The sequence below is a fragment of the Priestia megaterium genome (assembly GCF_023824195.1).
In the GTDB taxonomy this organism is placed as follows: Bacteria; Bacillota; Bacilli; order Bacillales; family Bacillaceae_H; genus Priestia; species Priestia megaterium_D.
Genome location: NZ_CP085442.1, coordinates 1041575 through 1062282, shown reverse-complemented (window position 1 = coordinate 1062282; position 20708 = coordinate 1041575). Strand labels below are relative to the sequence as shown.

Sequence of the window (20708 nt, the reverse complement as noted above, 5' to 3'; positions counted from 1 at the left end):
AATCCGAACGAGTTGGATTCTCTCTCAAGAATCTCAATTCATCGTTCGGATCTTCCTTCAACTAAAATACTTATGTCCTAGCCTCTTTTAAACATTACAGTGGCGTTACATCTTCCTGCTGTTTTTGCTGTATTCTTTGCTTTTTCGATTTTTTGAAATGAAGCAGCTCATATACAACCGGAATGACTACAAGCGTCAGAAGAGTCGCAACGGCCAGTCCTCCAATTACAACGACTGCTAGACTTTGAGAAACAAGACTTCCGCTTTCGCTTTGTTTAAATAAAAGCGGCAGCATCGCACAAATGGTAGCAGCAGACGTCATGACAATTGGCCGCATACGCGTAGCGGAAGCTTCAACAATGGCATCGCGCATAATCATTTTCTTTTCATTTTGCTTCACGCGGTCTAATAGTACAATTGCATTGGTCACAACAATACCAATTAGCATCAATGCGCCTAATAAAGCCGTTACATCTACTGTAATGCGGCTAACTAATAACCCTAAAACGGCACCGATTGCAGCAAGCGGAAGTGAAAATAAAATCGCAAACGGCGTGCGGATCGTTTTAAACGTAATCACCATAATTAAGAACACAATACCAATCGACACGAGCATTGTAATGAACAAGTCAGAGAAATCCTCTCCTTGCTGCGTGCTTGCTCCGCCGATTACAACGTCAACATCTTTTGAAATCGATAGTCCTTTACTCTTACCGTCTCCAAAAATTGTTGTTTGGATGTCTTTATTAATCTCTGAAAGCTTTTCTGGATTTACATCGGCTGTCAATTGAATATACGGGTCTCCATTTTTATGAAACTGATTTGTTGGCTTTTCAGCTTGCTTTAGTGAAGCCACTTTTGAAACAGGGGTTGCTCCAGTTTCCGTCATAATGGAAATATCTTTTAACTCTTTTGGTGATGTTGGATTTAGGACAGATTCAAGAGACACGTTTGCTTGTTTTCCTTCTACATCCACTGTTCCAATTGGCGTTTTGTTCAGCATAACGCCAAGCTGCTGCGCTACTTGCTGAGTGTTCGCTTTTGTTGGATCTACGTCTAAAGAGTAAATGGTTTTCTTTTCATCTTGGTTGGTAGAAACTTTGTCTACTCCTTTTATATCGCTAATTTCTTTCTTAATGCTGCTTGCTGTTTTTTCTAATTTGTTCATGTCGTTTCCAATCACATCAACGGTAATGGAAGTAGTGGAAGCTCCCATTAGTGAAGCAGCACTGACGCTAAGGTCCCCTCCGTCATAGAGTTTCTTTTGATTTTGGATTCGTTTCATCAGCGAATCAATATTTTCACTGTCTTTTACTATAATCGTATACGTAGCTTCAGTAGGCGAACCAACGTCTCCCCACTTTGCTCCTTCGTCTGTATTACCAAGCTGCATATATACATCTTTCACTTCTTTTTGAGCTAAAATATAGCGTTCAAGCTGCAGTGATTTTTCTTCTACGGTTTTAATTGGCGTATTATTTGGATAGCTTAACGTCGTGCCTACAAAGTCAGATGAAGAGTTATCCACCGCTCCTTTAGGCATCATCGTGTACGCGCCAATAGATCCGACAAATAAAAGCAGCGAAAGCAGCAGCACAACCCACTTATGATTAAGTGACCACGTAATAGCCTTTGTAAAACGAACCGGCTGTTTGTGCTTGCGAAGTTTTTCATTTTTTAATAATCCGGCGCTCATTAACGGCACAACCGTAAGTGCCACGATTAATGAAGACAGCAGCGAGTACGTCAGCGTTAAGGCAAACGGAAGCATAAAGTCTTGAAGCCCTCCGTTTACAAGGCCGATTGGTAAAAAGACAGCCACTGTCGTTAACGTAGAAGCGGTAATAGCAGAGCCTACTTCTTTTGTTGCGTCAATAATTAGCCTAAGCGAAAACTCTTCTTTTTGCATTTTCCGAAAGATGTTTTCAATGACAACGATGCTATCATCTACCAATCTCCCAATCGCTACAGCTACTCCTCCAAGCGTTAAAATATTAAGCGTGACGCCTGATTTGGATAATAGGAAAAGCGTAAAGCAAAGCGATAAAGGAATGGATACAATTGTGATAAACGTAGAGCGTACGCTGCGTAAAAACAGCATGATTACAACGGTCGCAAAAAATGCGCCTAGCAACACTTCTTTCATCATTGAATGAACAGAGTTTTGTACGCTGTCTCCTGTGGCAAAAAATACAGAAGCATTTACATTTTTATAATCTTTGCTGATTTGTTCAGACAGTTTTTTTACTTCTTTTGTAATGCTAACGGCGTTTGAGTGACTGTCTTTTGTAACAATAAGTAAAAGTGCATCTTTTCCGTTAATATGCGTCACGACGCCTTCAGGCTTTTTTACTTCTACTTTTGCAAGGTCGCCCAGTGTGACATTCGGTACAACCGGCAGCTTTTTCACTTTATCCAAGCTGTCAATTTTACCTGTTACATTGATATTGCTCGACTTGTTGTTAATGACTTTTTCGCCAACTGCAAGTGACGTGTTTTTACCTTCTAACACGCTGATGACTTTATCAATGGTCACGTTTTTTTCGGACAATTTTTTATTATCAACTTTAATAGACACGTAGGAATCTGCTGTTCCATACGTTTGAACACTAGCAATGCCTTTGATGTCTTTATATTTAGGAATTAGTTTTTTCTCTGCAAGGTCTAGGTTGTCTCTTGTTAACCCTTCTTTAAATGTAAGTGAAATATCTGCAATGGGAATCATAGAGGTATTTAATTGAATAACATTAGGTTTTGATACATTGGCTGGAAGCTGCACGGAAGACAGCGCTTCTTGGACGTTTGTTTTTGCTTCTTTCATATCCGTTTTGGATTCAAATAAAATATCGATTTTAGAATAGCCGTCTCCTGTTGTTGAATACACGTTGCTTTTTCCTTTAACACCGGCGACCGATTCTTCAATCGGTGACGTAACTTGTTTTTCCATCGAGTCTGCATCCGTTCCTTGCCCCATAACCACTACTGATACTTGAGGCTGATCAGCGGTCGGCAGGAATTCCATCGGAAGTGTAAAATAACTGATAACTCCTAAAGCTAAAATTAAAATAGACATAATCGTGATAGCCGCTTTGTTTTTAAACGACCATTTGGTGAGCCATGACATGAAATTTCCCCTTTCACTTTTTCGTACGAACTCAGTCAAACATTTCTAAAATATGCTAAATGACTACTAAATTATACCTAATGATTCTTACCATTTAAAGACTTATTTTTGTAAAAAGTCCCATTATTTAAACAAAATCGTTTATGTATATGCTTTTGGTTATATAATCAGTCTCTTTACAGCACAAAAAAAAGACGCCGATACCCGGCGTCCCACATGTAGTAAGTGAAAGAAGAAGAAGAATATGCCTACGATTTCTTAGGCAATTCTATGACCTTATTTGGTTTCTTCCCGTTTTTTTATGAAATAAACATATTTAGCATAAATTCCCTTAACTAGCAGCTCGATTGTGCTTTGCTTCTGTATCGTTTTGAATTTTTAACGACGTTAATAAAGCCACGATGCTTCCTGCAAAGCCAAATAAAAACAAGTGATGAATGCCTGCCATAAAGCTTCCGCCTGAAGTCAGCAAAGCACCCATAATGGTAACGCCGATTGCTGTTCCCATGTTTCGGCAAAACATAAAAAATGACGTAGAAATACCTCTTTCATGTCCTCCTACTAATTGCTGCACACCAATGACTCCAACCGTAGACAGCAGTCCAAACGATAGTCCTTGTACAATCATGACGCAAAACACATAGAAGAAACCGTGACTTTCATTTAGCATGAGCAGCAGCGTTCCTGATCCAACCAGCAGCACATTCCCAATTAGCAAAAGCTTTCTGTAGCCATGTTTTAAAATCCATTTACCCGCAGGAACGGACACAGACATCCATCCGACCGCTGTTCCTAACAGCGCCACTCCGCTCATAAACAGTGACAAATGCGCCACTCGCTGCAAAAATAACGGAATGTAGCTCGACGTACCGAATAAAGCCACTGTCCCAATAAATGCATTGATATTAATCCATGACAGCGTTTTGTTTTGGAACATAGACAGCGGTACAATCGGAGAAGCATGTTTTCGTTCATGTAGATAAAAAATGACTAGTAAAATAAGTCCAACGACTGTATACACAACTCGGTTTTGTTCCACTACCGTAACGAGCAGGAGTGACGTAACACCCGCTCCAAATAAAATAGCACCGATGTAATCGACTTTTGCTCTTTTCGGCTCATAGCTTTCTTGATACGGCATTAACGTCAGAAATGACACGATACATACCGGTAAATTAATAAAGAAAATCCATCTCCACGTTAAATAATCCACAAAAAAAGCGCCTAAAAGCGGAGCTAACACAGCTGATAATCCCCACATTGTTGTAAACAGCGCCTGAATTTTCCCTCGCTTCTCTACGGGAAATAAGTCTCCGGCAATAATAGCGGGAAACGCCACCATAAACCCGGCTCCTATTCCTTGAACCGCACGGAAAAGCACAAGCTGAATCATCGTATTTGCCACGCCGCAAAGCATCGAACCAATTAAAAAAGCAATAATTCCAAACCCAAATACTTTTTTGCGGCCAAATAAATCCGATAATCTCCCTGCTACTGGAGATAAAATCGTACTTGCAATCATGTACGAAGCAAACGACCACGCGTACAAATCAAATCTTCCAAGCTCTTTTGCAATAACAGGCATCGTCGTATTCATAATCGTTGAATCAAGCGAAGCCACTAGCATTGCCAGCACAATACTAACCATTACGGACGTTCTGCTTTTCATTTGACAATCTCCTTATCTGTATAATCTGAGCATTTAGTTTACTCCTGCTTGATAGATGTTGTCTAGATTTGTGCATAAAAAAGCAGATAAAAAGCTGAACTATAGCTTTTTATCTGCTTTTTTGACAAGGCCAGCTACCCCCCTGATTGTCAGCAATGTAAAACTAACACTTGCAAATGTATGAAAGATGGTCCACTTTTTCCATTTAAACAGATTGCTATTTCTCTCTAAATACCACTGGCTGATACTCATCGGCACGCTCCACATCAAGCTTTTTAGTAAGATTGCAGGAAGCTTGTCTTCATAAGATTGTCTAACCCAAACCATACTTAGCAAAGGAAAAAACAGCAGATCATATAAAATATTAGTTGAAAAAATGCGAGGATACGGCCGAACAGGATATTTGATTCGATTCGTGTTTACAGCATAAGCATCAATAAGCGTGGCTAAAATCCCTTTTGCAAAAAAGACAATCAGCATTTCTTTAAATTTCGGTTTTTTTACAACAAAAGGAAAAAGAACTGCACACAACACAGTTAGCCCTTTTAGCAGTGTTCGTTCCATTTGCAACACTCTTTTCTTTGTGAATATCCATTAGTATGTACGATTACTGGCTAAAATAATAAGCAGGAATATAAAAAGCTTCTCACCGTAAAGGAGAAGCCTTTCTTTTCTTATTTTACATCTTCGCTTACCGGCTCTTGGTCAGACAGTTCTTTGTTTCGAGCCATAACCGCAAATCCAGCCATTATAATAATGCTGCTTGAAATTCCGTATAGGATTGGCGTGGTAGAAGAAAGTCCTTCAATCAATAGACCTCCAAGTACTACTAGTGTACTGACAACAATAGCTGAAACCCCTGCTTTTGGATGAATGTCTTTCCAAAACAGCGACACAACAAACGGAACAAAAATTGCTCCTGATAAAATGGCATACGCAACGTCTAAAGCGACAAGCACGTCTTGAATCCAAAGAGCAAACACAATAGCAAGCACGCCAACAATAAGCGTATTTACGCGCGTTAAAATTAAATAATTTTTCTCCGAAATATTTTTAAGCCACACTTTTTTAATAATATCGTTACTAATCAGCGTAGAAGACGCAAGCAGCGTTCCTGAAGCAGTTGACATCAGCGCCGAACAAACGCCTGCTAGTACGAGACCTAATAATCCTTGAGGCAGGATTTGAACTGCAAGCGTCGCAAAAATGCTTTGACTGCTTTCTGCGTTTGGCAGCAGCAAATACGCACACATTCCAATTACACTTCCCGCAATCGCGTAGGCAATGCTGTACACGCCTGCAAAAATGGAGCCGTTTCGCGCAATTTTTTCTGTTCGCGCCGTGAATACTCGCTGCCAAATATCTTGAGATACTGCCATACCCAGCGTATATAGAAGGAAATACTGAAAGATTTGACCGTATCCAATGGATGAAAAATCAAAATAAGATGATGGCAAATCTCCGGCAAGTGCTTTGAGACCGCCTGCTTCCGATACGCTTATTGGAAGCATAAATCCAAAAATCGCCACCGTCATCACAACAAACTGAATAATATCAGTGACCGTTACGCTCCACATTCCGCCTAAAATCGTATAGAACAGAACAATCGAACCGCCAATTAACATCGATGCCGTCATGTTCCATCCAAGCAACGCATGAATGATGGTTCCCATTCCAATCACTTGAGTGACTGATACCATGAGTGTATAAATAGCGGCAACAACGGCGCTGATAATTTGCGCTTGAGCGTTATATCTTTTTCCTAGCAGTTCGCTGATAGTTGTCACTTTCAACGACGAAATCCGCTTAATAAAAATCGTGCCAAGCGTAATGATTCCAAGTCCAATCATCGTTACAAACCAAATGCCAGACAGCCCGTGCTCATAGCCAAGCTGAGCCGTTCCAATCGTCGACGCTCCGCCTAAAATAACGGCAGACAAACACCCTAAATACATGAACATCCCTAAGTTTCGTCCGGCTAAAATAAAATCTTCTGATGACTTTGCTTTTAACGAGCCAATAATACCAGCTACAACCAATACGCCAAAATAGACAAACATAACCGTCATATCCAGTCCGTTCATAACAGATTCCTCCTTATTATGGGTCAATCTATCTTTCAGTGAAACAAAGAGCTTCCTAAAAGCTTTAGATCACGTGAAGACTTGTGATTTCTGTCAATGCTTCGTCTAACACGCGAAGCCCGGCATCAATTTCTTCTTTTGTAATCGTTAAAGGAGGAATCATTCGAATCACTTCTCCGCTATTTCCGCAAAGGTAAAACAGCACCCCTTTTTCCAAACATTTGTCTAAAATCTCAAGAAGAAGATTTCCGTCACCTTGCTTTGTTTTAGGATTAATAATTTCAATTCCAATCATTAGTCCTACTGAACGAATGCTTCCGATAACTTCATGCTTCGCCTTTAAATGCTGAAGCTGATCCGCTGCATATTTCCCCATTGCTTTTGAATTTTCAATCAGCTTTTCTTCTTTTAATACGTCCAACGTCGCAAGCGCTGCTGAACAAGCAATGGGATTGCCTCCAAAAGTGGTTCCGTGTGTACCAATTGGCCACTTTTCCATTAGCTGTTTGGAAGCTACAGTAGCACTTAACGGAAGTCCTGATGCTATGCCTTTTGCAATTGCCATGATGTCAGGTGTCACGTCAAACGTTTGAGCTGCAAACCACTCTCCGGTGCGTCCAAAACCGGTTTGCACTTCATCAAAAATAAGCAGAATCCCGTGTCTGTCGCACACTTCTCTTATTTTTTGCAGCCACGCTTTCGGAGGAATCACGTAGCCGCCTTCTCCAAGAACCGGCTCTACAATCATGCACGCTACTTCTTCCGGCGTTACTTGATGCTTAAACAAAGTGTCAAAATCTCTTTCTAACTTTTCCACGCAGTAGATTTCCGGATCTTCTCCTTTTGGACACTGAGTCACGTCTGCATAAGGCACTTGATACGTTAAGCCCGATGGCTGAAGAAATTTCCGGTATTTGCTTTTTGATGTCGTCACGCTAAGCGCTCCGAGAGAACGGCCGTGAAAGCAGCCCGTAAACGAAACAGTATAAGGTCTTTGCGTAACGTATTTTGCCAGTTTTAACGCTCCTTCAATTGCTTCGGTCCCGCTGTTGGCAAAGAAAAAGCAGTCCAAGCCTCTTGGCAACACTGTTTTTAACTCTTCGGCAAGCTGTAAAATAGATTCGTACATAATCACACCTGACGGACCGTGCATAAGATGATCAACGCTATCTTTAATCGCTTGTACAACTTTAGGATGACGATGACCCGTATTCGCTGTTGCAATACCTGATGTGAAATCTAAATACGTTTTTCCGTCCGCTCCGTAGTAGTAGCAGCCTTCTGCTTTTACCACCGGTAAATTAGGATGATCTTTCGCCATGCTTGGTGCCAGTAAATCTGGTAGACTGTTCATTAACTGTGTAAGTGATGCCTGCGTCATCTGACTTCCTCCTCGCAATCTATCAAGTAATGTGTTTGTACTTGTTTTACATGCAAAGAGCGTGCCAAAGACGTTAAAAAACGGAATGTTTTTTTAATTTTCTAACAACTGAAGGCTGACTGATTCCAAGTGCTTCACCTATTTCTGTTGTCGTTTTATACTGTTTTTTTGCTTTTACTAATATCTCTTTTTCCAGCTCGTTTAACGCGTCATTAAGCTTCATTTCCCCATGTTCTTCAACGTGCTGAATCCGTTTTTTTCTATGCAGAGAATGCGGCAAATGCTCCATTGTAATCAGCGTTTGTGAAGACACAACCACGGCGTGTTCAATCACATTGATTAACTCTCGTACGTTTCCTTTCCACTCATGTGCAAGCAGTGCGTGAATAACCGCATTATCAAACGTTCTTTTTCGGTTATATTTCTTTTCAAACTGCTCGGCAAAATGTGTGAGCAGCGGAAAAATATCTTCAGGGCGCTCGTTCAAAGATGGAATGGTAATCGGTACGACGCTTAAACGAAAATATAAATCTTCTCGAAATTCTTTTTCAGCAACGGCTTTTTCTAAATCTTTGTTCGTCGCTGCAATTAAGCGAAAGTCCACGGTTTTAGGCTTTCTTCCTCCAACAGAATAAAACTGTTTTTCTTGAATGAGCTTTAAGATTTTTACTTGATGCGCCGGTGACAGTTCTCCCACTTCATCTAAAAAAAGCGTACCTCCATCTGCTAATTCGACTAGCCCCACTTTTCCATTTTTAGATGCACCGGTAAAAGCACCCGCTTCATAGCCAAACAGTTCAGCTTCAAATAAATGATCTGGAATCGCCCCGCAGTTCACTTCAATAAACGGCCCTTTGCTTCTTGTACTTTTGTTATGTATCAGCTTGGCTAAGTGCGTTTTTCCTACTCCTGACTGCCCTAAAAGTAAAATATTTACGTCTACATTCGAAACGTGAACAGCCGTACGAAGAACGTGCTGCATCTTTTCGCTGTTGCATACAATTCCTTCTGTTGATAGATTTTGGTTCCGCAGCAGCATAAGCTCGCTCTTTACACGCTGCATTTCGCCTTCCATCGCATCAAGATATGTTTTCATTTCCATAAGCTCCGTCACATCATGAGAATAGCTGACGATTCTTTTAATCTCTCCTTTTTCATCTTTGACAGGAATGCCTGTAACGAGCACTTGCTTGCCTTGTTTAGTTGTTTGTACAAGCGTAATTTTCTTCTTTGTTTCAAGCACAATTGGCGTAACGATTGGTGTAAATAACCCTTGTTTTTCAAGTTCATAAACAGACTTTCCCAGCAGTTTTTCAGCTTTTACATCGTAAATGTTTCCCGTTCCTTCATGTATTCGGACAATGATGCCTTTTTCATCCGTGACAAGCAAATCATCTTTTAATGAATGAAGGATCCACTGATTTTCATTCCATTCTGAATTCATGTATGCTCCCCGCTTTCTATTCATTTTTGAATAAAATACAATTCGTTTTTGAATAACGGCATTTATTTTTGAATAATCAATTTATTATATCACGAGCGCTTCTTTTTATTTTGAAACAGCAATTGAAATGAAGTAAAAAATGCATTAATATATTTTTATGAAGTTATAACTTCTTTTTTTTAGGAGGCTATATGAATCAATCATTTCAAGAATTAATTAAACATAAATTCCCTGACCTTTCTCGCGGTCAAAAAAAAGTAGCTGAGTTTCTCGTTAATTTTATGGAAAAAGGCTCGCTGTACACGGCTGGGCAAATTGGCAAAGAAGCAGGGGTCAGTGAAACAACCGTTATTCGTCTAGCTTACGCACTTGGGTTAAATGGTTTTTCTGATTTGCAGGAGCTAATGCGAAAAGAATGGCTTTCTTCTGCCGAATTAAAAGAAGCAGCTAGCAAGCATGCAGCTGATTCTGCAGCGGAAGAAAAGAAACCTTTTAGTGAATGGCTTTCCCCTGTTGACGAAAAGGAATTATCTCAAGCTGTAGATGCGCTTATCAAAAGTGATCAAGTGTATATTGCGGGTTTCCGTGAATCTCATACGGCAGCCTACTGGCTGTATTATAAAATGAATCAGCTTCGCAATCATGTTCTTTTATCTTTTCCAACAGGATTTTTGCTTGAAACGCTATGCAATCTCACGAGCGCATCAACGGTTGTTGTATTTTCACTGCCGCGCTATACAAAAGAAGCGCTTGAAGTAGCTCAGCAGGCTAAAAAACAAGGAGCGAAAGTGATTGCCATTACAGACCGCCGTCTATCTCCGGTAGGTCAAATCGCTGATATCACGCTTTTAGCCGGCACAACCGAACATATTTTATCGCTTCTTGCTCTATCTCAAGTTGTAATTAGCAGCATGCAAAAAAGAGATGAAAAAACGGCTGGAAAAAGACAAGAACATTTGGAAAAGCTCTATGCCGAGCAAGACATCTTTTTAGAATAAATGATAAAAAGAAAGGAAGTAAACATATGACTGAAGCCTTAACGATTCGTTCACTTACAACAACCAATGAACTAGAAGAGGTACGCGCATTAGAAAGCCGCGTCTGGGGGGAAGAAGAAGCAACGCCCGTTCATCAAACCTTAACCGCTGTTAAAAACGGAGGTCTTGTTCTTGGTGCGTTTCTAAATGAAAAGCTGATTGGCTTTCAATATAGTTTTCCAGGGTTTGACGGAACGTGCGTCTATTTATGTTCTCATATATTAGCAGTTGACCCTGCCTATCGCAGCATGGGTATCGGTGCCAAGCTTAAGCATGCGCAGCGGCAAGAAAGTAAAAAAATAGGGTATTCATATATCAGCTGGACGTACGATCCGTTAGAAAGCGCCAACGGGTATTTAAATATTGGAAAGCTTGGAGCCGTTTGTTCTACGTATATTGAAAACTGCTACGGAGATATGAATGATCCGTTAAATGCTGACTTGCCTTCTGATCGATTCGTTGTAGAATGGGCATCCTCAGAGGATACAAAGCGAGCTCAGCTTCTCTATACGCCAGATCAAATAATGGACGCATCGCTCATTCAATGGACGTTAACGGATGAAGGGTTTCCTTCTGTTACAGATATTGATGAAAAATTGTTGGATCATGACGTCGTGTCTGTAGCTATTCCGTCTGCTTTTCAGCAAATGAAAGAAGCTTCTCCTTCTCTTGCATTGGACTGGCGGATGCGTACAAGACACGTATTTCAAACGTGTTTTGCAAAAGGGTTTGAAGTAACAGACTTCATGAAGTATCCAGAAAGCAGCGCACCCGTTCATTTTTATATTTTAACGAAAAAAGAGGTGCAAAAATGAACATAAAACACGTCATTTTACGGCATTTAAAAATGGATTTACTTCACCCTTTTACCACAAGCCTTGGAAAAGAAGTGGATCGAGATTTTATTTTAGTAGAAATTCAAGACGAAGACGGACGGTCCGGCTGGGCTGAATCCGTAGCGTGCGCGGATCCTTTTTATAAAGAAGAAACGCTTAAAACAAACTGGCACATCATGGAGGATTTTTTAATTCCATTGCTTCAACAGATAGAAATTCAGCATCCTGACGAAGTATCTGAACGCTTTGCTCATATTCGAGGCAATTACATGGCAAAAGCGGCGTTAGAAGGCGCAGTTTGGGATTTGTATGCGCGCAGGCAAAACCTCTCTCTATCTAAAGCGTTAGGAGGCAGTAAAAGTCAAATTGAAGTTGGTCTCAGCGTTGGTATTCAGCCTACGATTGACGAAACGCTTCGAAAAATTGAAGCCGGCTTGAATGAAGGATATAAGCGGATAAAAATTAAAATTAAGCCGAGCTGGGATCTTAACTTGACGCGCGCGGTTCGAAACGAGTTCCCTTCTATTCCGCTGATGGTTGATGCGAACTCTGCTTATACGCTTGCAGATGCTGATCACCTTGCTCAGCTTGATGAGTTTGATTTAATGATGATTGAACAGCCGTTGGCTCATGATGATTTAATTGATCACGCTGAACTGCAGGCCCGCATGCGCACGCCCATTTGCTTAGATGAAAGCATTCATTCAGCTGAAGACGTTCGAAAAGCTATTAAACTTGGAAGCACACAAATTATTAACATTAAAATTGGACGAGTAGGAGGACTAACAGAAGCTAAAAAAATTCATGACCTTTGTCAAACTCACGGTGTGCCCGTATGGTGCGGCGGTATGCTGGAATCAGGTATCGGACGAGCACATAATATTGCCATTACCACACTTGCTAATTTTACGCTTCCCGGAGATACGGCCGCATCATCTAAATACTGGCCGCGTGATATCGTTCATCCGGAAATCACGGTCAACAACGGTATTATTTCCGTTCCTGATACACCAGGCATCGGCTACGAACCTGATCACGATCAGATACAAGCGCTAACTTTACACGAAAAAATCTATACTTGCTAATCTTAAACATGCTGGAACAAAAGTATGTTAGTTGAAGGAAGATCCGAACGATGAATGGTTCGGATTTTTTTATTGATATGGTGAGCGTAGGTTTCATGTATATAGTGGCTTTTATCTGTGGATTGGAGGGCAAGACGAAGACTCCTGCGGGACAAGCGGAAGGGATGAGACCCCGCAGAAACGCAAGCGACGAGAAAGCTCACCGCCCGCCCGCGGAAGGCGAAGTCTGGCATGGAAATCAACAGCGTTTTAAAAAGCAATGCATACTAGCTCCTTTATCCAATTGATTTCTCTTTAGATTAGATGGGTTTAGTTATGTCCCAGCCTCTTTTTTATAGGCTCCTCTCCCGAGATGATACGTGCCTTGGCAAGATAAACAAACATATTAGCAAAAATGGTCTTATGCACAATCCTTCTAGTAATAAATGAATATAAATAGAGTGTAAGGGACATGCAAGGGTATATTCATTACAAATTTTAGAAGAAAGGAGCATACTGATGAATATTGAAATTGGAATTGCCATTTTCGTGTTTACAATGACAATGCTCGTCATTTTTTGGAGGCCAAACGGCATCAACGAAGCATGGCCGGCATCCATAGGAGCAGCCATTATCCTACTTACAGGGATTGTATCCAAATCAGACATTGTTGATATTTTCGGAAAGATAAGCGGCGCTTCTATCACCATTATTGCCACCATTGTTATGGCCGTCATATTAGAAAGTTTCGGATTCTTCCACTGGGCAGCTGCACGGCTAGTGAGTTTATCCAAGGGCTCAGGGTACCGATTATATTGGTACATTCAACTGCTTTGCTTTCTAATGACTTTACTATTTAATAATGACGGCAGTATTTTAATTACCACTCCAATTTTAATTCTACTTTTGAAAAACCTTCAGCTAAAACCCCACCAGCAGATCCCCTACCTTTTAAGTGGAGCGCTTATTGCTACCGCTTCCAGCGCGCCTATAGGTGTAAGTAATATTGTCAATTTGATTGCCTTAAAAATTGTTCATATGTCGCTTTATATGCACACGGCGATGATGTTCGTACCGGCGACACTTGGTTTATTATTTATGTCTTGGCTCATGTATACGGTCGTAAAACGCCATTTGCCAAAAAAACTGCCGCATGCTTCAAAAGATATAGAAGAGAGTTTCTTTACGAAACAGTTTCACCCCTTAAAAGGAAGCATTTCTGTTGAAACAAAACGTAAACGCACACAATTTATGCTGAAAGTTTTATTATTTGTGTTTGTTATGCGCTGTCTCCTATTTGTCGCCTCTTATTTCGGCATACCAATCGAATTGGTTGCTGTACTGGGCTCACTGATCTTACTTATTTGGAGATGGTATCACTTACGTACAAACCCAATTGATATTTTAAAGAAAACGCCGTGGCACATTTTTGTTTTTGCATTTTCGATGTACGTTATTATTTACGGACTGCATAACGTAGGGTTGACGGAGCTACTTGTAAAAGTTTGCGAACCAATTGTAAATCGAGGACTTTTTGAAGCAAGCTTTATCATGGGAGGACTTGTTTCCATTCTTTCTAACTTGTTTAACAATCACCCCGCCCTAATGGTCGGAACCATTACCTTGACTGAAATGGGGCTCGATCCTATTACTCTTAAAACCATTTATCTTGCTAATATTATTGGAAGTGATATGGGCTCGCTTTTATTGCCGATTGGAACACTGGCTTCTCTTATTTGGATGCATATTTTAAAAGAAAATCATATCAAGGTAAAATGGAAAGATTATTTAAAAGTATCACTTATCGTTATCCCGCTTACCACTATCGTTACTCTTTTCCTCCTATTCTACTGGGTTCAGCTCATTTTTTCTTAATACTGATTTACAGGACGGATTGTACTCTTTTGAAGCTTACAGTCCGTCAGAAATAAACGAATGTCTCTCATAAAAAATCACTATATTTTTCTATTGTTTTTTCATAGATACACATTCACCTAATAAAAACATTTTTTTACATTCACTAATTATTTAGAACAATTTAAAAAGAAAATCAATAAATATATTGAATCGAATTTCGTTCATGTGATAAGATATGGTTATATTGTTACTTTAACAATACATAGAGCGAATGAATTAGAAAATATGCAGATGCATAGAACTTTCTAAACCCCACACGCAACACTTAGAAAGTGACATTCATTTTCTCAGTAACACCCATACCTTTCTGAAAAGAGTGAGTACATTAGACTTGCTCTTTTTGTCTGTTTACTAGCAAGGTGCACTTGTTATGTGAGGCCTTGTTTTGCAATAAGACAACAAAAAAACAGGTAACTAAGCATGCCGCTTCTTACCTGTTTTTATATGCTAAAATGATAAAATCAAATTCTACCGCGCGAACGCCCTTTATGAAATTGATTTTAATTCTTCAATTAATTGAAAAAATTTCTCTTTGTTTCTTTCTTCTAATGTTTGATCGACTTCACGTAAAATTTGATCTCTTCTAAAATCTCGGATAGCCTTATTTAATACCATTTTAGCAAATATAGAATCGAGGATATCCATACGGATGGGCTGCGAGTCTGTCGGGTGCTTTTCGATATAAATCAACTCCTATCCTTTCCTCTATTATAACAAATTCTAGCAATGTATCAAAATTTCATCGGGATATGCGCTGTTGTGAAATAGCTTCGTATTCTATTTCTAGTTCTTGAAGCGTAAGCTCATATAGCTGCTTGTTTCCTTTTTTATAAACCCCTGCATCCAGCAATAAATCAATCATTGATGTTTTTTTACATTGTATGTGAGAGTAAGCTTGTTTTGTCATCGTTACACCGCCTATTTTACACTTAAAAATGAAATGATTTCTCTATGTTTCACGACCTTTCTTTATCATACGGCCCGTCCTTTAGCTTACTGTGAAGAAAATGTTAAATTTATGTAATAATGCATAAAAAGAGGCCGGGACATAACTAAATGAATCCAACCTAAAGACGAACAAATGAGATACATGAGCTGAACCGCTTATGACACCGCCGTTGATTTCCGTGCAAGGCTTCGCTTTCCGCGGGCGGGCGCTGAGCCTCCTCGTCGCTTGCGCTCCTGCGGGGTCTCATCTGTCCCGCTTTTCCCGCAGGAGTCTTCGCCTTGCCCTTCAATCAACTGCTAGAAGGGACGAAACAGATGAAGCTGTATTCACCATAACAAAAAAAAACGAACCACTCATCAAACTTGTTGATGAATGGTTCGTTTTTCACTTGGGCTAAATTACTTTTCTCCCAGCCTCTTAGTTCTTCTATTAAAAATCAAAATTGTCCGGATCTGGACCTACCCGGTGATTTTGATTTAATCCATCAATTTTGCTTACGTCTTCAGCATCCAATTCAAAATCAAATAACGATGAATTTTCAACAATACGATGTTCTTTTGTTGATTTTGGAATCGTTACAACTCCGTTTTGCAGATCCCATCGCAAAATAATTTGAGCAACTGATTTACCGTGTTTTTCAGCAATTCCTTTTAACACATCGTTATCTAGCAATTCTCCTTGCATAAGCGGAGACCATGCTTCTAGCTGAATATCGTGCTTTTGACAAAAAGCATGCAGCTCTTTTTGCGTCAAACGAGGATGATACTCCACTTGGTTAATAACAGGCTTAACATCTCCATCTTTCATTAAGTCTTCTAAATGATGAATTTGAAAATTACTTACACCCACAGCTCTTACTTTTTCTTCTTTATAAAGCGTTTCTAATGCTTTCCACGCTTCTTTATACTTACCTTCTACCGGCCAGTGAATTAAGTATAGATCTAAATATTCTAAGCCAAGCTTTTGTAAGCTTGTTTCGTAAGCAGCTAGTGTCTCTTCATAGCCTAAATCTGCGTTCCAAACTTTTGATGTAACAAAAATGTCTTCGCGTGAAAGACCTGCTTCTTTCAGACCTTGGCGAATTCCTTCTCCTACACCTTCTTCATTTCCATAAATAGCTGCCGTATCAATGCTGCGATAGCCTTTGACGATAGCTGTTTTCACCGCATTCACTAATTCAGGCCCTTCTTCTACTTTAAATACACCTAGTCCAAGCCAAGGCATTTTGACTCCGTTGTGAAGTGTTACTGTATCTTGCAAATGATTACTCATTATAAAAAACCCCCTACTAATTTCTTTACATTTGTTATTATGAAACAGAAAAAAAGAAAAAGATAGAACCCACTTTAAAGTAAGTTAGGCACTTCAAAGTTCTAAGGTAACTTGGAAGTAACCTGCCATTTCACTTAAAAACCGCTAAAAGAGATTGGGACATAACGAAATGAATCCAATCTAAAGACGAACAATCGGGATAAATAATCTGGACTGTTTTTTCCACCGCTGTTGATTTCCGTGCAAGGCTTCGCTTTCCGCAGGAGTCTTCGCCTTGCCCCTCCAATCAACCGCTAGAAGCACTTACCTACATGACGCCTACGTTCACCATGATCATAAAAAAAAACACGAACTATCCATCAGTTTTCGATAGATAGTTCGTGTTTAACTTTAACTAAAATACTTTTGTCCCAGCCTCTTTCTATTTAACACTTACGTTCGTTGCTGAACTTGTATTTCCAGCGGCATCTTTTGCCGTCACAGCCAGCTTTACGCCTGCTTTTTGTTTTGGGATAGTTACTTTAAACTGTCCTTTGCCATCTGCTTTGCCTGATGCGATCAGCTTTGTACCGCTTTTAATCGTAATCACGGCATTCGCTTCCGTTTTTCCAGAGATAGATGTGGACAAAGACGTAACGGCATTAACTGCCGGAGGTGCCGGCGGCGTTGTGTCTTGTACTTTTACAATTTTATACGGACTGTATCCTACTTTATTTTGCAGAACTGCCGTCACTTCTGTTCCTGCTTTTTGAGCAGGAATTTTTACGCTGAACTTGCCATTTCCATCAATTTTTCCACTCGCAATAATCTTTCCGCCTACTTTAATATAAATAGACGCATTTTTTTCTCCTGTTCCCGTTACCGCTGTACTTTTTTCAGTAAGTGTATTAACGGTTGGAAGCGCTGGTTTTGTCTGCGCATCACTGACTGTTACAAACGTGTTGGAGCTGTAGTTATTAGCTGCATCTTTTGCAATAACAGCTAATTTTGTAGAAGCAGACTGCTTTGGAATGGTGATGCTGAACGTTCCATCCGATTTTGCATTTCCTTTGCCAATTACTTTTTTGTCAATTTTCACATGCACTTCTGCGCCCGCTTCTGTGCTTCCCGTTACTACTGTATCTTGATTGCTTACAGCGTTTACTTTTGGTGTAACGGGTGCTGTTTTATCCTGCACGGTTACGGTTACAACTGGACTTACGCCCGCTGTGTTTCCAGCCGTTACAGACAGTTTGCTTCCTGCTTTTTGTTTTGCAATCGAGATGCTGTATGTTCCTTTGGTATCCGCTTTACCAGCTGCAAGCTGAAGACTTCCGTTTTTAATGATAACCGTCGCATTTGCTTCTGCTGTACCCGTAACGGCTGTACTTCGATCACTCACTTCATTAACTGTCGGTTTTACCGGAGCTTTTTGCTTTGCTGTAACGATTACAGTCGATACAGCGCTGTTATTTCCTGCTGCATCTTTTGCTTGTACGCTTAGCTTTGTATTCGCTTTTTGCAAGGAAATGGCAACAGAAAACGCTCCATTTGCACCTGCTTTAGCCGTTCCCACAGTTGTTGTTCCCACTTTTACAGTAACCGTAGAATTTGCTTCTGCTGTACCTGTAACTTTTGTATCTTGATCACTTACAGCGTTTACTTTTGGCGCAGCTGGTGCCGTTTTATCCTGTACGGTTACCGCAGTGGCTGAACTTGTTCCACCTGCATTTTGAGCCGTTACGGACAGCGTGCTTCCTGCTTTTTGTTTCGCAATTGAGATGCTGTAATTTCCTTTGGCATCTGTATTGCCTGCTGCAAGCTGAAGACTTCCGTTTTTAACGATGACCGTCGCATTTGCTTCAGCTGTTCCTTTAATCATTGTGTCTTGATCACTTACTGCATTTACTTTTGGTGCAAGCGGTGCTTTTAACGTAGATTTAACCACAAAAGAAGGCGCTTGGCTTTCGTTTCCTGCTTTATCTTTTGCACTTACCGCTATTGTTGTTCCGCCTATTTGTACTGGAATTGAAACAGTAAATTTACCGTTACCATCCGCTACTGTAGAGAACATCGCACTGCCGGCTTTTACCGTCACGGCGGCGTTTGCTTCTGTTACGCCTGTTACGGTCGTATCTTGGTCACTTACTTCATTTACAATTGGAACAGAAGGCGGCGTTTGATCCGTTACGGTCACTACTGTGGCCGTGCTTTCATTTTCAGCTGCATCTTTAGACGTTACCGACACTTTTGTATCTGCTGGCTGCTTGGCAATCGTAATTGCAAATTTTCCGGCTTCATCAGCAAGCCCCGTTCCAATTACTTCATTTTCCACTTTTGCAATAACCGAAGCATTTGGTTCTGTTACGCCCGTAAGCGATGTTTGGTTGTCTCCTAGTGCATTAACTGAAGGTGCATCAGGCGCAACCGTATCTTTCGGTGCTTCTTGCTCCTGTTCTTTTCGCGGATATTTTGTTGTATAAAAACTTAAAAGAGTAGTTGTTGGATAATAAAAATCTAAAATTTCACGATAGTCTTTTCCTAGGCTTGCCATTTTTTGAGCACCGTATTGACTCATTCCAACACCGTGTCCATTTCCTTTACCATTAAAAGTTGTTGATGTGCTTGTTTCATTTGTTTCCGTTACAAGCAGACTAAGCATCGCACGGCTGTTTAACATCGATTTTAGCTTCGTCGATGTTAAATCTGTTAATTCCAAATGATGAACTACTAGTTTTTGCGAACTGTCTACATCTCCTTTAACGAGGTAGTCCACTGTAATCGCACCTTTAGTCACACGACCTCCTGATGAAGGAGCATAAAAACTCACCTTTGGAATAGACGTAATTTTAATGGTTTTACCAGGATGCTTATTGGCTACTAACCATGACTTCAAATTATCTGTAACGGTTTTATCTTTTTCAGAAACCGTATTCCACCAAGCGCTATAGTTAGCTAAATCTTTTCCTGTTAAATCAATTTGCGTTTTTTGAATAGCTAACGTCCACGGCGTCTGCTTATCGTATGGATCTTCTTTCACCGGGAAATAAGAAAGCTGAGTTCCTCCCCAGGCGTTGCTGTTTGATTCGGTTCTTCCACCGTTGCTTGATGAGAAAACGGCGTTGATTAATTTATTGTTGTACGTTACTACTTGTCCAAATGTCTCATCTACTGCTTTGTTTGTGCTGTCGTACCACGTATAGCCACCGTATACTTGATAGCTTACCGTGTCATTGATCACTTTTTCTGCATAGCTCATTGCGTATGTTCTCGCTGCTACTGCCTGAGTTTTTAAGGCTTGCAGATTCCAAGATGTATAGACTTCATTTGGCACAACACCTTTTAAATAGTCTTCAATCGGCAGCGTATTAACAGGTCTGACGTAAGTTCCTTTTTCATTTGTAAACGCAACGTCCCCTAAGTACTGTCTGCCGTTAATAGATACGGGATTTTTATAAAGAGACGGTGTAATTTCAAAGCTTGTAAAATCACCTAAGACAGCGGTTCCTTGTTTTAGAGTGACACCTTGAGTTGTTGCCGTTACCGTATACTCTGTATTTGCCTTTAAGACCAAATCCGAGTTTTTAATAGTGTATAAATAAGACGGCTTAATTGTAATTGCATGCTGATCTCCTAAATAGTTTACTAATTTTACAGACACAACTGGTTCTACCGTTTCAGCTTTCACGCTAGCAAGCGGCGTGAATTGAAACAGCAGTACGCTTAGTACTAAAGCTAATGTCGTTAACTTTCTCATCTTGTTCCCCCATTTTCATGTACTGTCTAACGCATTTTAATAGCACTCGTTATATCGACACAGTTCTATAAAAATTAAAGCATTTTACCCAGTTTTCTTTTCTGCTCGTCCATTTTTTTGTCGAAAAAACGCTTTTTTATATCATATGAACGGCAAAAAAAACGTGTGACATAAATCAATTGATTTAGTCACACG

Annotated in this window: 15 protein-coding genes; 4 read left to right on the top strand and 11 right to left on the bottom strand. The window is 40.2% G+C overall.

What is annotated here, in order from left to right; translation table 11 throughout:
* Positions 1–94: 94 nt before the first annotated feature.
* The 6 genes from LIS78_RS05465 to LIS78_RS05440 form a co-directional block, all read right to left on the bottom strand.
* Entirely contained in the window at positions 95–3124 is a 3030-nt protein-coding gene (locus LIS78_RS05465; protein WP_252284765.1) for an efflux RND transporter permease subunit, read from the bottom strand.
* A gap of 331 nt (positions 3125–3455) precedes the next feature.
* Positions 3456–4793: an MFS transporter gene (locus LIS78_RS05460; RefSeq protein WP_252284764.1), complete on the bottom strand. Its 1338-nt coding sequence runs from the start codon at positions 4791–4793 to the stop codon at positions 3456–3458.
* Positions 4794–4892: 99 nt separating this feature from the next.
* Complete coding sequence (locus LIS78_RS05455) at positions 4893–5357, bottom strand: CBO0543 family protein (protein WP_195780950.1); 465 nt, start codon at positions 5355–5357, stop codon at positions 4893–4895.
* A gap of 110 nt (positions 5358–5467) precedes the next feature.
* On the bottom strand, positions 5468–6877 hold the full coding sequence (locus LIS78_RS05450; protein ID WP_179879715.1) for a sodium:solute symporter family protein: 1410 nt from the start codon (positions 6875–6877) through the stop codon (positions 5468–5470).
* Positions 6878–6941: 64 nt separating this feature from the next.
* On the bottom strand, positions 6942–8258 hold the full coding sequence (locus LIS78_RS05445) for an aspartate aminotransferase family protein (RefSeq protein ID WP_252284763.1): 1317 nt from the start codon (positions 8256–8258) through the stop codon (positions 6942–6944).
* Between the two features lie 73 nt (positions 8259–8331).
* Positions 8332–9702 (bottom strand): sigma-54 interaction domain-containing protein, encoded by a 1371-nt coding sequence (locus LIS78_RS05440; RefSeq protein ID WP_236658119.1) that lies wholly within the window; start codon positions 9700–9702, stop codon positions 8332–8334.
* Between the two features lie 191 nt (positions 9703–9893).
* Here LIS78_RS05440 and LIS78_RS05435 point away from each other — a divergent pair, with 191 nt between their 5' ends.
* The 4 genes from LIS78_RS05435 to LIS78_RS05420 all read left to right on the top strand — a co-directional run bounded on the left by LIS78_RS05435 (position 9894) and on the right by LIS78_RS05420 (position 14514).
* Positions 9894–10700: a MurR/RpiR family transcriptional regulator gene (locus LIS78_RS05435; RefSeq protein ID WP_252284762.1), complete on the top strand. Its 807-nt coding sequence runs from the start codon at positions 9894–9896 to the stop codon at positions 10698–10700.
* Positions 10701–10726: 26 nt separating this feature from the next.
* Positions 10727–11554 carry a GNAT family N-acetyltransferase gene (locus LIS78_RS05430; protein WP_252284761.1) on the top strand — a complete coding sequence of 276 codons (828 nt, stop codon included), beginning with the start codon at positions 10727–10729 and terminating at the stop codon, positions 11552–11554.
* Entirely contained in the window at positions 11551–12660 is a 1110-nt protein-coding gene (menC, locus tag LIS78_RS05425; RefSeq protein ID WP_252284760.1) for an o-succinylbenzoate synthase, read from the top strand. Before LIS78_RS05430 ends, menC begins: the two co-directional genes overlap by 4 nt.
* 498 nt (positions 12661–13158) lie before the next feature.
* On the top strand, positions 13159–14514 hold the full coding sequence (locus tag LIS78_RS05420) for an arsenic transporter (RefSeq protein ID WP_013055776.1): 1356 nt from the start codon (positions 13159–13161) through the stop codon (positions 14512–14514).
* A gap of 528 nt (positions 14515–15042) precedes the next feature.
* Here LIS78_RS05420 and LIS78_RS05415 read toward each other — a convergent pair.
* The 5 genes from LIS78_RS05415 to LIS78_RS05395 form a co-directional block, all read right to left on the bottom strand.
* Positions 15043–15246: an IDEAL domain-containing protein gene (locus tag LIS78_RS05415; protein WP_016766443.1), complete on the bottom strand. Its 204-nt coding sequence runs from the start codon at positions 15244–15246 to the stop codon at positions 15043–15045.
* A gap of 49 nt (positions 15247–15295) precedes the next feature.
* Positions 15296–15463, bottom strand: a complete 168-nt coding sequence (locus LIS78_RS05410) for a Fur-regulated basic protein FbpA (protein ID WP_252284759.1) — start codon at positions 15461–15463, stop codon at positions 15296–15298.
* Positions 15464–15660: 197 nt separating this feature from the next.
* Entirely contained in the window at positions 15661–15798 is a 138-nt protein-coding gene (locus tag LIS78_RS05405; RefSeq protein ID WP_161553946.1) for a hypothetical protein, read from the bottom strand.
* A gap of 136 nt (positions 15799–15934) precedes the next feature.
* Positions 15935–16777 (bottom strand): aldo/keto reductase, encoded by an 843-nt coding sequence (locus LIS78_RS05400; RefSeq protein WP_252284758.1) that lies wholly within the window; start codon positions 16775–16777, stop codon positions 15935–15937.
* Positions 16778–17198: 421 nt separating this feature from the next.
* Positions 17199–20513 carry an Ig-like domain-containing protein gene (locus LIS78_RS05395; protein WP_252284757.1) on the bottom strand — a complete coding sequence of 1105 codons (3315 nt, stop codon included), beginning with the start codon at positions 20511–20513 and terminating at the stop codon, positions 17199–17201.
* Positions 20514–20708: the final 195 nt, after the last annotated feature.

Excerpts from the sequence above, each read along its gene's own strand:
- LIS78_RS05465 (WP_252284765.1), bottom strand. The coding sequence starts at position 3,124 with ATGTCATGGCTCACCAAATGGTCGTTTAAAAACAAAGCGGCTATCACG.
- LIS78_RS05460 (WP_252284764.1), bottom strand. The coding sequence starts at position 4,793 with ATGAAAAGCAGAACGTCCGTAATGGTTAGTATTGTGCTGGCAATGCTA.
- LIS78_RS05455 (WP_195780950.1), bottom strand. The coding sequence starts at position 5,357 with ATGGAACGAACACTGCTAAAAGGGCTAACTGTGTTGTGTGCAGTTCTT.
- LIS78_RS05450 (WP_179879715.1), bottom strand. The coding sequence starts at position 6,877 with ATGAACGGACTGGATATGACGGTTATGTTTGTCTATTTTGGCGTATTG.
- LIS78_RS05445 (WP_252284763.1), bottom strand. The coding sequence starts at position 8,258 with ATGACGCAGGCATCACTTACACAGTTAATGAACAGTCTACCAGATTTA.
- LIS78_RS05440 (WP_236658119.1), bottom strand. The coding sequence starts at position 9,702 with ATGAATTCAGAATGGAATGAAAATCAGTGGATCCTTCATTCATTAAAA.
- LIS78_RS05435 (WP_252284762.1), top strand. The coding sequence starts at position 9,894 with ATGAATCAATCATTTCAAGAATTAATTAAACATAAATTCCCTGACCTT.
- LIS78_RS05430 (WP_252284761.1), top strand. The coding sequence starts at position 10,727 with ATGACTGAAGCCTTAACGATTCGTTCACTTACAACAACCAATGAACTA.
- menC (WP_252284760.1), top strand. The coding sequence starts at position 11,551 with ATGAACATAAAACACGTCATTTTACGGCATTTAAAAATGGATTTACTT.
- LIS78_RS05420 (WP_013055776.1), top strand. The coding sequence starts at position 13,159 with ATGAATATTGAAATTGGAATTGCCATTTTCGTGTTTACAATGACAATG.
- LIS78_RS05410 (WP_252284759.1), bottom strand. The coding sequence starts at position 15,463 with ATGACAAAACAAGCTTACTCTCACATACAATGTAAAAAAACATCAATG.
- LIS78_RS05400 (WP_252284758.1), bottom strand. The coding sequence starts at position 16,777 with ATGAGTAATCATTTGCAAGATACAGTAACACTTCACAACGGAGTCAAA.
- LIS78_RS05395 (WP_252284757.1), bottom strand. The coding sequence starts at position 20,513 with ATGAGAAAGTTAACGACATTAGCTTTAGTACTAAGCGTACTGCTGTTT.